This is a genomic window from Agrobacterium sp. CCNWLW155, assembly GCF_036888815.1.
Lineage (GTDB): Bacteria > Pseudomonadota > Alphaproteobacteria > Rhizobiales > Rhizobiaceae > Agrobacterium > Agrobacterium radiobacter.
Window position 1 is genome coordinate 55,584 of record NZ_JBAKFW010000004.1, and the last position, 13,259, is coordinate 68,842.

General features: G+C 59.8%; 13 protein-coding genes. 4 read left to right on the forward strand and 9 right to left on the reverse strand.

Going from position 1 to position 13,259, the window contains the following annotated elements:
* Positions 1 to 4 precede the first annotated feature (4 nt).
* Positions 5 to 487: a transcription elongation factor GreA gene (greA, locus tag V6S97_RS14760; RefSeq protein WP_003509544.1), complete on the reverse strand. Its 483-nt coding sequence runs from the start codon at positions 485 to 487 to the stop codon at positions 5 to 7.
* Between the two features lie 274 nt (positions 488 to 761).
* On the opposite strand from greA, the gene V6S97_RS14765 reads away from it, so the two are divergent.
* A complete protein-coding gene (locus V6S97_RS14765) occupies positions 762 to 2,159 on the forward strand; it encodes a family 16 glycosylhydrolase (RefSeq protein ID WP_035213495.1) in 1,398 nt (465 codons plus the stop codon).
* A 78-nt stretch (positions 2,160 to 2,237) separates the two neighbouring features.
* Here V6S97_RS14765 and V6S97_RS14770 read toward each other — a convergent pair whose 3' ends face one another.
* The 6 genes from V6S97_RS14770 to V6S97_RS14795 all read right to left on the reverse strand — a co-directional run bounded on the left by V6S97_RS14770 (position 2,238) and on the right by V6S97_RS14795 (position 8,463).
* Positions 2,238 to 3,152 (reverse strand): TIM barrel protein, encoded by a 915-nt coding sequence (locus V6S97_RS14770; protein ID WP_003509546.1) that lies wholly within the window; start codon positions 3,150 to 3,152, stop codon positions 2,238 to 2,240.
* 26 nt (positions 3,153 to 3,178) lie between these two features.
* The gene (gene ugpQ, locus V6S97_RS14775; RefSeq protein ID WP_003509547.1) at positions 3,179 to 3,904 is read right to left on the reverse strand and encodes a glycerophosphodiester phosphodiesterase; all 726 of its coding nucleotides are present in this window, start codon (positions 3,902 to 3,904) and stop codon (positions 3,179 to 3,181) included.
* 11 nt (positions 3,905 to 3,915) lie between these two features.
* On the reverse strand, positions 3,916 to 5,028 hold the full coding sequence (locus V6S97_RS14780; protein WP_003509548.1) for an ABC transporter ATP-binding protein: 1,113 nt from the start codon (positions 5,026 to 5,028) through the stop codon (positions 3,916 to 3,918).
* A gap of 5 nt (positions 5,029 to 5,033) precedes the next feature.
* Positions 5,034 to 6,110 carry a carbohydrate ABC transporter permease gene (locus V6S97_RS14785; RefSeq protein ID WP_003509549.1) on the reverse strand — a complete coding sequence of 359 codons (1,077 nt, stop codon included), beginning with the start codon at positions 6,108 to 6,110 and terminating at the stop codon, positions 5,034 to 5,036.
* Positions 6,110 to 7,021, reverse strand: coding sequence for a carbohydrate ABC transporter permease (locus tag V6S97_RS14790; protein ID WP_003509551.1), 912 nt, complete (start codon positions 7,019 to 7,021; stop codon positions 6,110 to 6,112). Before V6S97_RS14790 ends, V6S97_RS14785 begins: the two co-directional genes overlap by 1 nt.
* 68 nt (positions 7,022 to 7,089) lie before the next feature.
* Positions 7,090 to 8,463: an ABC transporter substrate-binding protein gene (locus V6S97_RS14795; protein WP_334427272.1), complete on the reverse strand. Its 1,374-nt coding sequence runs from the start codon at positions 8,461 to 8,463 to the stop codon at positions 7,090 to 7,092.
* A gap of 93 nt (positions 8,464 to 8,556) precedes the next feature.
* On the opposite strand from V6S97_RS14795, the gene V6S97_RS14800 reads away from it, so the two are divergent.
* Positions 8,557 to 9,696, forward strand: a complete 1,140-nt coding sequence (locus V6S97_RS14800) for an ROK family transcriptional regulator (protein ID WP_003509555.1) — start codon at positions 8,557 to 8,559, stop codon at positions 9,694 to 9,696.
* Positions 9,697 to 9,724: 28 nt separating this feature from the next.
* Here V6S97_RS14800 and V6S97_RS14805 read toward each other — a convergent pair whose 3' ends face one another.
* Together V6S97_RS14805 and V6S97_RS14810 are read right to left on the reverse strand one after the other, a co-directional pair.
* Entirely contained in the window at positions 9,725 to 10,141 is a 417-nt protein-coding gene (locus tag V6S97_RS14805) for a hypothetical protein (RefSeq protein ID WP_223567331.1), read from the reverse strand.
* A gap of 50 nt (positions 10,142 to 10,191) precedes the next feature.
* Positions 10,192 to 10,683, reverse strand: a complete 492-nt coding sequence (locus V6S97_RS14810) for a hypothetical protein (RefSeq protein ID WP_003509559.1) — start codon at positions 10,681 to 10,683, stop codon at positions 10,192 to 10,194.
* Between the two features lie 172 nt (positions 10,684 to 10,855).
* On the opposite strand from V6S97_RS14810, the gene V6S97_RS14815 reads away from it, so the two are divergent.
* Entirely contained in the window at positions 10,856 to 12,808 is a 1,953-nt protein-coding gene (locus V6S97_RS14815; protein WP_162691914.1) for a BTAD domain-containing putative transcriptional regulator, read from the forward strand.
* Positions 12,809 to 12,816: 8 nt separating this feature from the next.
* Entirely contained in the window at positions 12,817 to 13,245 is a 429-nt protein-coding gene (locus V6S97_RS14820; RefSeq protein ID WP_003509564.1) for a hypothetical protein, read from the forward strand.
* Positions 13,246 to 13,259 lie beyond the last annotated feature (14 nt).

A 13,259-nucleotide genomic window follows, 5' to 3' on the forward strand; every position in this document is an offset into this window, starting at 1 on the left:
GGCGTCAGGCGACTTCGATGATTTCGATCTCCCTGCCGCCCAAACTGACCAGATCACCAGCCATTTTTCCCGTCAGCACCCTTGCAACCGGGGAGACATAGGACATCGTTCCGGCAGCCGGGTCGGCCTCATCTTCGCCGACGATCCGAAACCGTTGCGTTCGTCCGTCATCGCGGCTGAACGTCACCAGACTGCCGAAGGCGACGACGCCGTCCGCTGGCGGATCAGGCATCAGTTGCGCGGTGCGGACCCGCTCGGAGAAATATCGCAGATCCCGCAACGGATTGGCGGAAATGCGCCGTCTTTCATTGATGTCTTCAATGGCATTGGCCGCCTCACAGGCTTCGCGCGCCAGCCGCAACTGCTCTTCCAGCGCCTTCAGCCCGGACTGCGTTACCAGATTGGGATGAGGCGAGATTACCCGATCCGGCAGAACGGTTTCGGCTGCGGTTTCCGCGCTGTCTTCCTTGGTAAAGGCTACGCTCAATCCTGATACTCCATTCCTCAGATGCCGCGCGGACATCTGCAATCCGCCCCGATCTTGCCATCACCCGCAGGGGTACAGCAAGAGCGCGCAGATGGTTCAAAACCCGACATATAACAGGCGGAACCGACCGATGACAACGCGCCCGTTCAACGGCTGAATGCAACCGCAGGGGAACATACCCCTTATATTTCGGCCTAACAGGAGGCTTTTTGCCCTGTTAGGGTGTGCAGCAGGAGGAGTGAGGACACCAACGCTAACGGACAGGAGACGGTTCATGGCCCGGACAGTAGTGAATGCGCTTGGAGACACACTCTATTACAGCGGCAGTTCCACCGGATTTTTCTCCGCCACGGGCTCCGGCCCGCGGCTCGCCGGCACCGCCGGCAATGATTCCATGTGGGGTGACAGCTCCGTCAACGTGACCATGGCGGGCGGCACCGGCGACGATATCTATTATCTCTATTCCGGTATCAATCGTGCCGTCGAAAATGCCGGGGAGGGCATTGACACCATCGATACCTGGATGAGTTACACCTTGCCCGACAATTTCGAGAATCTCAGGGTAACGGGTGACGGTCGTTACGCCTTCGGCAATTCACTCGACAATATCATCACCGGCGGATCGGGCAGCCAGACGATCGATGGCGGGGCCGGCAACGACGTACTGATCGGTGGCGGCGGGGCCGACACTTTCGTTTTTACGAGCGGTAACGGTACAGATCTCATCATGGATTTCAGCGCCAATGACACGATCCGGCTGAATGGTTACGGTATCACATCCTTCGATCAGCTGGCCGGCAACGCCACGCAGCAGGGCAGCGACCTGTGGCTCAATTTTTCAAATGGCGAGGCCATCGTTCTTGCAGGAAAAACCATAGACGACCTTCAGGCCGACCAGTTCGAGCTCAGCCTCGATCGATCCTCTCTCACCCAGACCTTTGCCGATGAATTCGACGCGCTGTCCCTGCACAGCGGCAATCAGGGCACCTGGGACGCCAAATATTGGTGGGCACCCGAAAAGGGGAGCTCGCTGACGACGAATGGTGAGGCGCAATGGTACATCAACCCCTCTTATGCCGGCACGTCGGAGGTCAATCCGTTCAGCGTTGCAAACGGCGTCCTGACGATAACCGCCGAGAAAACCGCGCAATCGATTGCCGATGAAGTCGAGGGTTACGATTATACCTCCGGCATGCTGAACACCTATTCCTCCTTCAGCCAGACCTATGGATATTTCGAAATTCGCGCCGATATGCCGACCGACCGGGGCGCCTGGCCTGCCTTCTGGCTCCTGCCCGAAGACGGCTCCTGGCCGCCGGAACTCGATGTAATCGAAATGCGCGGCCAGAATCCCAATACGCTCATCATGTCCGCCCATTCCAACGCCACCGGTGAACAGACATCGGTCATCAACAATGTCAGTGTGCCGAGCACGGAAGGGTTTCACACTTATGGCGTTTTGTGGGATGCCGAACACATAACCTGGTATTTCGACGATGTCGCCGTGGCACAGACGGAGACGCCTGACGATATGCATGACCCGATGTATATGGTCGTCAACCTTGCCGTCGGCGGAACCGCGGGAACACCATCGGATGCTGATTTCAGCGACGGCTCGCAGATGATGATCGATTATATCAGGGCCTATTCGCTCTCCGACTGGGCAGCGTAGACCAAAACCACCGGCAGTCGCATCGGGACTGCCGGTGTTTCAAACATCAGCCTATCGAATTACACCTTGTTCAGGCCATCACTCGGCTGCGAGTTGGGTGCGGGCGGCATTAAGCGACATCAGATGCCGCGCCGTTTCGAGGCTTGCCGGCTGCTCGGCGCGGTAACGGCGGCCGATTTCCATCATCAGCACGGTATCGGGCAGGAACGAAAGTTCGGAGAAGATGCCCTGCCAGTCGATATCGCCCCAGCCGAGCGGCATGTGCAGATCGCCGATGCCAAGCGCCGTGTTTTCCTGGGCAAAATAAGGCTGATAAAAGCCCTGCGGGCGGCCGAAGGAATCGTGCACATGCAGATGGCCGGCAACCGGCGCCATGGCGCGAAGCTCATCGCGGAAATCGAGGCCACGATAGGTGGATTCGAGATAGGCATGGCTGAAGTCGATCAGCGCCACGACATTGTCGTGACCGACAGCCTTCACGGTCGCAGCCACTTCGGCCGGCGTCTGGCGGTATTGGCCGGGCTCGGTGGAGAAGATATTCTCAAGGGCGATACGCACGCCATAGGGCCTGCAGAACTCCGCCAGTTCGAAAAGCGCTTCCCGCTCGCGGCTGTCGGCATCGGCCCGTTCGGCGATCTGGTCGGCACGCAGGGCGCCGCTGTGCTGGACGAGGATGCCTGCGCCGATACGGTCACAGAGAACGGCAAGCGCCTTGGCCGCATCGATCTGGTAACGGCATGTCACCGGGTCCATGAAATTCGAAGAGACGAGACCGTGCACGGTGTAGCGGAAGTCGAACTGCTTTGCGAGCGACACGAAACGGTCGGCGCGCTCCTCGATGATCCGGCCGCCAGCGATCATATCGAGGCTTGTTGCGGCGATTTCTACGGTGTCGCAGCCAATTTCGGCAAGCGCGCGAAGATCGCTTTCAAGGGTGGCCAGTTCGCCATCGTCCGAGCCGGCGTTGAAGCCGGTACCTATAAGATTGCTCATGTCATGATCTCCAAGGGGAAGGAAGGTTATGCGAATTCAGGGAGCTGCGCGGTACGGCGCATCGTATCGAACAGGTCCGGGCGGTCGATGTTGACGTAGTCTACCCCGGCCAATGCGATCTCTTTATGAAGGTCGATGTCATCACCGCCGTAATAGACCATGATTTCGAGACCGGCCTTGCGGCATGCCGCGACAAGACCGGGCCGCCGCATCTGTGCCGGCGTGATCTCTATGATCGAGGCATGGTGCACGGCCGTCGCCAGCGAAGGCGACTTCGCAATGTCGAGCGTCATCATCTTGCGGAATTCGGGTGCGATGGCCTGCAGACCGCGGCGCATTTCCTCGGAAAAGGAGAAAAAGAAAGTATCGCGCAACATGCCGAGATCGCGCACCAGGGCGGCGACCTTGACGGGATCGCAATATTTCAGCTCGACATAAACGCCGCAGCGGCCGCGCAAATGGCGAAGATAGGCATCAAGACGCGGCACCACAGCGCCCTTGAAGTTTTCCCCGAACCAGCTGCCCGCATCCAGCGCATCGATCTCGCTCGACAGGGCATGGCCGATAGGCCCGGTACCGTCGGTCGTGCGGTCAAGCGTTTCGTCGTGAAAGACATACAGTATGCCATCCGCACTCTCGCGCACATCAAGCTCGATATAATCCGCACCCTGCTCTAGAGCGAGATCGGCGGCGGCAAAGGTGTTTTCGGGCGCGAAACGGTTGGCGCCGCGATGGGAGACAATTTTGGGCATGGAATGTCCTGTCAGTTTACGGGTTCCGGCTGACGCGCCGGCGTGGTCGAATTGTGGGAAAGATCGGCGTGCAGTCCGGCAATGCGGTTGCCGGCTGCGTCAAAAACAAGGGTCAGACCGGATTTGCAGCTGATGCCAACCCGCTCACCGGGCGCATGCCTTATCGTCTCGCCATATTCCAGCGCATGGATGACACCTGCGGGTGTGTCGATGCTGTAGAAAACCTCGCGCCCCATCGGCTCGACGGTGGCGACCGCCCCTTCAAGCCACGCTTCGGCTGGCTTGGTAAGGGTGATATCCTCGGGGCGCAGCCCGAAGGTGATCTCACCGTCGCAACGGGCATTGATGTCGAGGCGGGCATCGCCGATCCGCAGCTGCTCGCCCTGCGCCTGCCCCTTCAAGAGGTTCATCGGCGGCGTGCCGATGAACCCGGCGACGAACAGGTTGTTGGGCCGGCGATAAAGATCGTCTGGCGTACCGATCTGTGCAATGGCGCCATTATTCATGCAGATGATCCTGTCCGCCATGGTGATCGCCTCGATCTGGTCATGGGTGACGATCAGAGTGGTGATCTTCAGCCGCTTCTGCAGGTTTTTCAGCTCGGCCCGCATCGTGATGCGCAGGGTCGCATCGAGATTGGAGAGCGGCTCGTCCAGAAGCAGGATATTCGGTTCCTTGACCAACGCTCTAGCCAGCGCCACACGCTGCTGCTGACCGCCGGAAAGCTGCGAGGGCCGCCGGTCGAGCAACGCGCTGATCTGCACGAGGCTTGCCGCCTCCTCCACCCGCCGCGCCGCCTCCTCGCGCGGCACATTCTTGAAACGCAGCGGAAAGGCGATGTTCTGCCGTACCGTCAGATTGGGATAAAGCGCATAGGACTGGAAGACGATGCCGACATTGCGGTCGCGCGCATCGATGCGGTTGACGTTGTGGCCGTCGAAGGCGATCTCTCCGCCGGTCGGCGCGTAAAGCCCGGCGAGCAGGAAAAGCGTGGTCGATTTTCCGCATCCCGACGGGCCGAGAACGGCGACGAATTCGCCGTCTTCGATCGTCAGCGTCATGGGTTGCAGAACCCGGGTGTCACCCCAGCTTTTGGTGACTTTGTCGAGGGTGATCCTGGCCATGGCGATTATCCTTTGATCCCGCCGAAACTCATCTGGGTGATGTATTTCTGGGTGAAGATGTAAATGATCAGCACCGGCAGCAGATAGATGATGCCGACAGCGGCGATCATGCCGTAATTCACGCCCACGCTGTCCTGTGCCACGAAGAAGAGGTAGAGGCTCATCGTCATCTGGCTTTTTTCGATGAGCAGGGTCTGGACAAAGACATATTCTTCCCAGCCACGCAGAAAGGTGAAGGTGGCGACAGCTATCAGCCCGCTTCTGACCTGCGGCAGAACCACCATGCGAAAGGCCTGGAAACGGGTCGCGCCATCGGTGACGGCACTCATCTCGATGTCCCAGGGGACATTGTCGAAGAAGCCCTTGAGAACGAAGATCGCAAAGGGCAATTCCAGCGCGCTCATGACCAGCACGACACCGAAGAGATTGTTGAGAAGGCCCATATAATGCAGCTGCACGAAGATCGCGACAGTCAGCGCCAGTGCGGGAAATGCATGCAGCAGCAGAAGTCCGCGCAGGATGTTTTCACGTCCGGCAAAGGCAAAGCGCGACAGCGCATAGGCGGCCGGCGTGGCGACCAGCGCAACGATCAGGGTCTGGGAAGCGGCAAACAGCAGCGAGCTTCGCATGGCTGTCCAGACGGACGGCATCAGCGCAATGCGGGTATTACCGGTTTTCTCGATGTCACGGCTCCACAGGAAGCTGTAATTCTCGATGGTCAGATGCGGCAGCACAAGCACGAAGACCAGCGCCGCCACCACGACGCCGAGCGCGAGCCAGAGCAGTGCGGGGTTACGCAGGCGTGCTGAAAACAGCGCGATCGCAATCGCCCCGAAATAGGCCAGCGCGGCAATCGCGCCGCTGCGCCACAGCACCAGCCGGCTGAGATTGTCGTCGGAACTGGTCAGCGATTTCACCAGCAGCCAGAGATAGGGCAGGAGAACCGGGACGGAGACGACCGTGAGAAACACGAGGATGACGGGAAGGAAGCCGACACGATGGGCGCGGCTGCGTCTTTCAAGATGCGCCCAGTCCGGTTTCAGATCGGAGGCGCGCCGGGCGTGGCTTTGAACGAGCGTCATCACAGCACCTCGATTTTGGCGGGGGCAAAGGTCGCGCGCATGTTGCTGACGCGCCATTGAACGAGGGTCACGGCGACGCCGATGGCCATCAGGCCGAGCGCCAGCGCCGCGCCATAGGCGTAAGCACCGTTTTCGAAGGCGCGCCGGTAGATATAAAGCGCATAGGTGGTGCTGTCGTAGACAGGGCCACCGCCGGTGATCAGCAGGATATATTCATAGGTCGTCATCAGCGACAGCGCCTGATAGAGCGTGATGAAACGGATCGGAGCCGAAAGCGCCGGTGCGATAACGTGGCGGAGCACGCCCCATTCGCTGGCGCCATCGACGCGCGCCGCATTGGCGAGATGCGAGGGTATCGAGCGGATCGACGATGTCAGGATGACCATGGCGAAGGATGCGCCGACGACGCCGTTCGCCACCACCACCAGAAACAGCGGAAAGTCGTTGCGCAGGTTGAGAGCCGGTGCGCCGAGCATACCGAGGAACTGGTTGAGCAGGCCGGAGGAGGTCGGATCGGCAATCCATATCCAGAGCACGCCGTAAAGCACGGCCGGGCTCATGCGCGGCAGCAGCCACAGGCCGCGGAAGAAATTGCCCAGCCTGTCGGGTATCGCCGTCGTCGTGACCGCCAGAAGTGCACCGAGGCCGATATTGAAGAGAAACAGCGTTGCGCCGACATAGATGAATGTCGTCAAAAGCACGACCGGCAAGCGTACATCACGCTGCACCATGCGCTGGAAATTCTCGACCGTGAATTTGCCGACCTTCAGATTCGCGCCCATATCGGTAAAGGCGATCACCAGATTGACGACGATCGGCGCCAGGAAAAAGACGCCGAGCAGGGCAAGAGCCGGCGCCAGATAAAAAATCGGCCGGGCCGGACGACGCGCCCTGAGCTGGAACTGAGACATTGGGATATACCGGTGGGAACACGGGAAAGCCGCCCGGCGTAACCGGGCGGCGTGGTGTCGGACAAAACTCAGTTGCTTGCGGCTTCGCGGATTTCGATATCCGCGCCGAATTGCAGTTCGAGTTCGTCGGCGATGAAATCGACTGCCTGTTCGGCCGTCATCTTGCCGGTCTCGACCGCCTGCAGGCCGCTGAACAGCACCTTGTTGTAGCTGCCGAACTTGGTGTGATTAGGCACGAACTGTGCGTCCTTCATCATCGGCGAAGCGGCGGAAAGAACCCAGTTGTCGCGGTATTTCGGCATGGCCGTCTGCGCGTTGCTGATGGCCGTGTGATAGGAAGTGACGGCGTGCTCGTTGTTGAAATAGGGCAAGGTCGCCAGCGCCACGAGATCGGCGGCAATATCGGCATTGGCGCTCTTCGGGTTGACGGTATAGAGCAACGGATGCGACAGGTTGGCCGGTTTGCCGCCCTTTTCGGCTGCCGGTGCGGAAATCCAGCCGATCTTGTTGAAATATCCTTCGCGATCGGTCGGCCAGGTTGCGCCGTTCTTGTCACCAACCTGCCAGGCAACGGCCCACACGCCCTGATGGAAGATGAAGGCCTTTTCCTGTTTGAAGGCGGTCTGGATGGCTTCCCAGCTCATGGCGGTATTGTCGACCGGCGTGACGCCCTGCTTGGCGTTGCGCTCGTACCAGCCGAGCGCCTTCACCATTTCCGCCTTGGGGAACACAAGCTTGCCGGTCTTTTCGTCCATGAATTTCACGCCATAGGACTGAAACACCATCAGATAGTCGATACCGACATTCGGGCGATGCAGCATGCCGTATTGAGCGGCCTTGCTGTCGACCACTTCCTTCGACAGCGCGGTCAGATCATCGAGCGTGAATTCACCGGCATCAACCTTGGCCGGCAGGCTTTCGATAAAGGCCTCGTCCTTGCCGATCTTACGCAGCATGTCCTTGTTGTAGAAGAACATGCGGATTTCCGCGTCCTGTGGAATGCCGTAAATCTTGCCGTCGGCGCCCTTGGCCGAATTCCAGAGAACCGGAAGAATATCGCCATAGACCCACGGGGCGGCGGCGATCTTGTCTTCCATCGGCATGGCATAACCGTCCTGCGCGAACTGGCCGATCCATTCATGCGGCAGAATGTAGATATCCGGCCCCTGCCCTACCGAAAATGCCTTCAGCGTATCGAGAGCGAAACCGTCCCAGCCCTGCACGCTGCTATTGTTTGTGTCGATGACGATGCGCTTGTCGACGCCGGCAGCCTTGAACTGCGCGTTCATGATACCGGCCGCCGCTTCGATGTTGGTGACGCGGGCGGGCGCGTTCTTGTCGGCGAGCGTCCAGAGTTTGACGTTGATGTCTTCGGCAAAGGCAATGGTCGGCAAAAGTGCGCCGATGGCGACCGTGGCCGCCAGGGAAAGAGATTTAAACATGAGGTGCATTCCCGTTGAAACTGATTATTTAATTAAGTTGCTTAATTTACAGCTTTATGACATTTCCGGCACTAGAGCTGGGAGAGCAGAACTTTGGCTGAGAAACGAAACGGCGGATTTGCGGGTATCGGCGCGACACAGGGCGCACTTCTGGGTTACATCAGGCGCAAGGGCTCGGCATCGCGGGTCGAACTTGCGGAATATTGCAACGTCACACCGGCTGCCGTGAGCATGATGACTCGCAACCTGCTGGAACGCGGTCTTATCGAGGAAGGCGCGCGCCGGCAGGAAGGCCGCGGCGCTCCCCATATCGACCTCATGCTCAAGAAAACCGTCGGTTATGCCCTCGGCGCCCATGCCAATCGTTATTCGGTGATGCTGACGCTGCTGAATTTCGGCGGGGAGATCGTTGGCGAATTGCAGATGCGCGGTTCCTATGACGCGTTTTCCGATGTCCAGCGGGCACTTGAGGAAGGATCCGAAGAGCTGCTTTCAAAAAACGCGATTAGCCGCAACGACCTGATCGGTGCGGCGATTGCCATGCCGACCCGCTTTCGCAACGAGGCGATGTCGCTCGATCTTGCTGACGAGGTCATTTCCTGGGCGGGTTCCGACCTTTCCACCATGCTGCGCGAGGCGCTGCGCTGCCCGGTGATTATCGAAAACGACGCCAATGCGGCGGCCATGGGCGAACTCACGCTCGGCAATACGGCGGGGCACGAAAATTTCGCCTATCTCTACCTATCCGAAGGTATCGGCGGCGGCATCATCATCAGGAACGAACTTTATCGCGGTTTTCTCGGCAATGCCGGCGAGATCGGCGCCCTGCGTGGTCGCGGAAACTCACGGCCCTCTTTCGAAGATTTGGCGGCCTGGTGCCTCGAGCATGTCGGCGAAAAACCCTCCGGACGGGCTCCTGACATCTGGACGGACTACCTGTCCCGCAACACCGCCGTGCTCGACGCGTGGCTGGACCGGGCCGGGCCACAGGTTGCCCGCCTTGGCTTTGCCGTCAGCGCGGTATTGGCGCCCGACGCCATCTATGTCGGCGGCACCTTACCGAAAATGGTGCGCGAAAAACTGGCGAAGTGGCTGGATTATGAGGTTTCGGACCCGTTCAGCGGCGCTAAGGTCATCCAGCCACAAATCCTGCTGCCCGGGGTCGTCGCAACGGACCCCGTGGCCTTCGGCGCGGCGGCAATGATCCTGCACAGTATTGGCGAAACGGACTGAGGGCGTGCAAAGGGTGGCGACGGATGTTTCACCCCCCGAGATTGTGCACCATGAAATAAATCAGCCAGCAATGCGCGATCGCCAATATCGCCCAGGCCCATTTTGCCGCCCTGATATCGGAATCGACGACCCTGTTGCGGATCTCGGTCCTGGCCGGCGTCTCCTCCCGCGCTTGATCATCTCCGAGGGCGGGTGAGGGCAATGTCCGGGAAATCGGTTCGCTGACAACATAAAGCCTGTCATTGCGCAGAGGCGGGCACGACTCGTCATCAACGCTCTCCGCATCGGAAAGCGTATCGTCGCTGGAAGCGCAATTCACCGCCGCAAGTTGCGGTGACATCCCCCTGTTACGCACTTTACCTCTATTGAGCATCATAATTTTCCACACAATAAAAATAAAAATATTCCCTGACGACCTCCGATAAAGCCGCGCTTTACCGGGCATGCCGCAATCTGTGCAGTCCACGCCTTCACGCCCCAAAGACGTCCCCGCGATCAGGGCACCAGGGCTCCCGGCAGACCACGCCCGCCCGCATAGGGCTTTGTCTCCCGCTGGATCAGGAAGACGGATTTTTCCACCGGCAGCGGCTCGATCGTCCGATAACGCTGAAACCGCTTTGAGTATTCGAACCGGATGAACCTGTCGTCGAACTTCCCCGCCAGAACGCGATAGCCGTTGACGAATTCATTCAGGATTTCCAGCTCTTCTCCCCACACCCAGCCGCCGTAGGACGTTCCTTCATTCGACCGCAGCACGATCTCGAAAAAATGCCCGCCCGCCACCAACGGCATACGAAAGAGGATATCGAGATTATCCTCGTCCTCCTCATCGCCTTTCTTCGCCGACAGCCTGGCATGCGCGACCTTCGCATGGACCAGCGCCGAAACCGGATAGAACGGACGGCCCTTGAACCACATGAATTCACTCACCGCATATCCGACATCGTCGGCACGCTGATAAGGTTCGATGCGCGGCTCGAAGGCCATGTAGCTTCCGTTAAACGCTATCACTTTCGAAAAATCCCGATGCCTGCCCGCCGCATGTCCGCTGTTTTCCACCCGTCATTCATGCTTCTGTCTGCGACAATAGGCAGGCCGCGTCACACCAGCGTCAAATGGAACGCTATGATGACTTTCAATTTCCCGGGCACGTTGTTAGATGATGATTCATGAGGGGACGAAAGTGGCTGGGAACGCTGAACTGATACCGATCCGGCTTTTTGGCACCCCGCGCTGTGATGCGGTGCGGGAGGCATTTTTTCCGTCCAAGGGTTTCGCCCTCACCGCCGCCCTCATCCTTGCGCCGAACCAGTCCCTTTCCCGCCAGCACGCCGCATCGCTGCTGTGGGAAAATGTCGAGCAGAAAAGGGCTCTCGGCAACCTGCGGCAGCTGATCCTGCGCCTGCAGAAGCTTCCCAACGAGGATGAGGCGATCCTTCTGACCGAAGGAAACGATCTGAAGGCCGGCAAGCTGGCGCAGCGAACCGACCTTGCCATCTTCCTTGCCGGCGCAAGGGCCGAAGACCCGATGCGGCGGCTCAATGCGCTGCTTGAATTCGGCGGCGAGTTGCTGGAGGGGTTGGAGGCCGGACAGGATCATCTTTATCTCTGGCTGCTTTCCGAGCGCCGTCGTCTCAGGGACCTGTTCTTTTCCAGCTACACCCAGCTTCTGGAAGAATTGACGCGTTTTGGTCGCGCCAGTTCGAACGATATCGCCAGGCTTGCCGAATGCGCCTGCAAGATCGAGCCGGAGCGCGAAGAAACCTACCGCGCCGCCATGGCGGCCTATGCGCGGATCGGAAACATCAGCGCCTGCGAGGGCATGCACCAGCTTCTGATGGAACAGCTCCGCCAGGAAGGTCGTTCCCCGGAAGCGGAAACCGTGGCGCTGCGGCGGAGAATACAAAGTCTGACCGCCACGATAACGGTCGCCGCCGAGCCGGAAGAGGGCAACCGCCGAAAATCCCTGGCTAAACCCCGCGTCGCATTCGTTCGTCCGGCAAGGGTTGACGGGCAACCGGTCTCGCCGGTCATGCAGGCCTTCGTCGAGGATGTCGCCAACAGCCTTGTCCGATACCGGACCTTCACCGTCCTTTCGCCGCACAGCACCTTTGCACTGGCGCATCAGCGGGCCGATGACAGCTACGCCATGCTGCGGGCGGATTACCGCATCATTTCGACCGTGTTCGACGAAACCCGCATGTCGGTTGCCTTGATCGAGGATGCAAGCGGTGAAATCGTCTGGTCGCTGGAGGCAGTCCTGACCGAGCGGCATATCCACGCCGCCTTCCGGCTGCTGTCCAAACAGGTGGCCGCAGCACTTGCCCGCGAAATCGAGCGGCTTCAGGTGGAGCCCGACCGCAACCATAGCGGCGAGGCCTATCGGCAATTGCTGGAGGGTCAGCAGCTTCTGCGCGGCAAATGCGACCTGCCGCTTCTTCGAAGAGCCCGCTCGATGTTCCGCAAGGCGGTCGATCTCGACCATAGCCTGGCGGTTGCCCGCGCCCGCGTGGCGCAGAGCCTGCAGCTGGAATGGCTGATGCTTGGCGGCAATGATCCCCATCTCCTGCATCGCGCCAAGGCGGAAGCGGATTCCTCCATCGAGATCGACCCCGCTCTTGGCGTCGGCCACTGGATGTGCGCGGTGGTGGCGCTCTACCAGCGGGATTTCGACATCTCCGCCGAAAAATTCTTCGAGGCGGAGGCGCTGGCGCCCAACTCCGCCGACCTCCTGCTTCAGCATGCCGATGCGCTCGCCCATTTCGGCGATGCGGAAATCGCCTGGGAGAAGTTTCAGCAGGCCATCGACCTCAATCCGCTTGCGCCCGACATCTACTGGTGGGCCGGCGCCAGCATCGCGTTCAAGCGCGAGGATTACGGCACGGCGGTGGAACTGTGCGGGCGGATGGAAAATGACGAGCCGGCGCTGCGCGTTCTGACCGCAAGCCACGCTTTGCATGGCGATTTGGTCGCCGCCCGCGAAACCGGCAGCAGGCTTAAGGAAAACTATCCGGGTATGACGGCGAGGGAGATCAGCAGCCTGTCTCCAGACCGGGACCCGGTAGCGAATGAAAAATTCTATCACGCACTTCGATTAGCTGGGATCAAATAGGAGATATTATGTCCTCGCATTTCTTCATTGTCGGAAAAAAGGGTTTCGGCGTTCTCTTCATTCGCACGGCGCCGCTGCGGGTTGCGTCCGTGTCGCATGAGACGATTGCCGCCTATGAAGCCAACCATCCCGGCGTGGATGGTTATGCCCGCGTGGCAGCCGCCGCAAAGTCCATGCTCGTTCGTCAGAACGGCCAGCCTGAAGCGGAACTGGACCAGGTTCAGATTCAGGGCATCGAAGCCCTCGTCGCCGGTGGCGCCGTGGTTTCCGAAGCCGATTTCGCCTTTATCGGCGAAGTGAGCGACGCCGGCTGGGATTTCAACCGCATGGTACAGGCGCCGATCGAAGCCGCCCTGAAGGCTGTCGGCCCGGCCGGCTCCGTCACCGGCGAGCTGTTCGACGCCATCCTTGCCGACGACGGCAACACGGCACCCTGATCGCGGTCGCGCAG

Bases quoted from the DNA above. Each gene is read 5' to 3' on its own strand.
- V6S97_RS14815 (WP_162691914.1), top strand. From the start codon at position 10,856: ATGATGATTCATGAGGGGACGAAAGTGGCTGGGAACGCTGAACTGATA.
- V6S97_RS14805 (WP_223567331.1), bottom strand. From the start codon at position 10,141: ATGCCCGGTAAAGCGCGGCTTTATCGGAGGTCGTCAGGGAATATTTTT.
- V6S97_RS14770 (WP_003509546.1), bottom strand. From the start codon at position 3,152: ATGAGCAATCTTATAGGTACCGGCTTCAACGCCGGCTCGGACGATGGC.
- ugpQ (WP_003509547.1), bottom strand. From the start codon at position 3,904: ATGCCCAAAATTGTCTCCCATCGCGGCGCCAACCGTTTCGCGCCCGAA.
- V6S97_RS14790 (WP_003509551.1), bottom strand. From the start codon at position 7,021: ATGTCTCAGTTCCAGCTCAGGGCGCGTCGTCCGGCCCGGCCGATTTTT.
- V6S97_RS14810 (WP_003509559.1), bottom strand. From the start codon at position 10,683: ATGGCCTTCGAGCCGCGCATCGAACCTTATCAGCGTGCCGACGATGTC.
- V6S97_RS14820 (WP_003509564.1), top strand. From the start codon at position 12,817: ATGTCCTCGCATTTCTTCATTGTCGGAAAAAAGGGTTTCGGCGTTCTC.
- V6S97_RS14765 (WP_035213495.1), top strand. From the start codon at position 762: ATGGCCCGGACAGTAGTGAATGCGCTTGGAGACACACTCTATTACAGC.
- V6S97_RS14785 (WP_003509549.1), bottom strand. From the start codon at position 6,110: ATGACGCTCGTTCAAAGCCACGCCCGGCGCGCCTCCGATCTGAAACCG.
- V6S97_RS14780 (WP_003509548.1), bottom strand. From the start codon at position 5,028: ATGGCCAGGATCACCCTCGACAAAGTCACCAAAAGCTGGGGTGACACC.
- V6S97_RS14795 (WP_334427272.1), bottom strand. From the start codon at position 8,463: ATGTTTAAATCTCTTTCCCTGGCGGCCACGGTCGCCATCGGCGCACTT.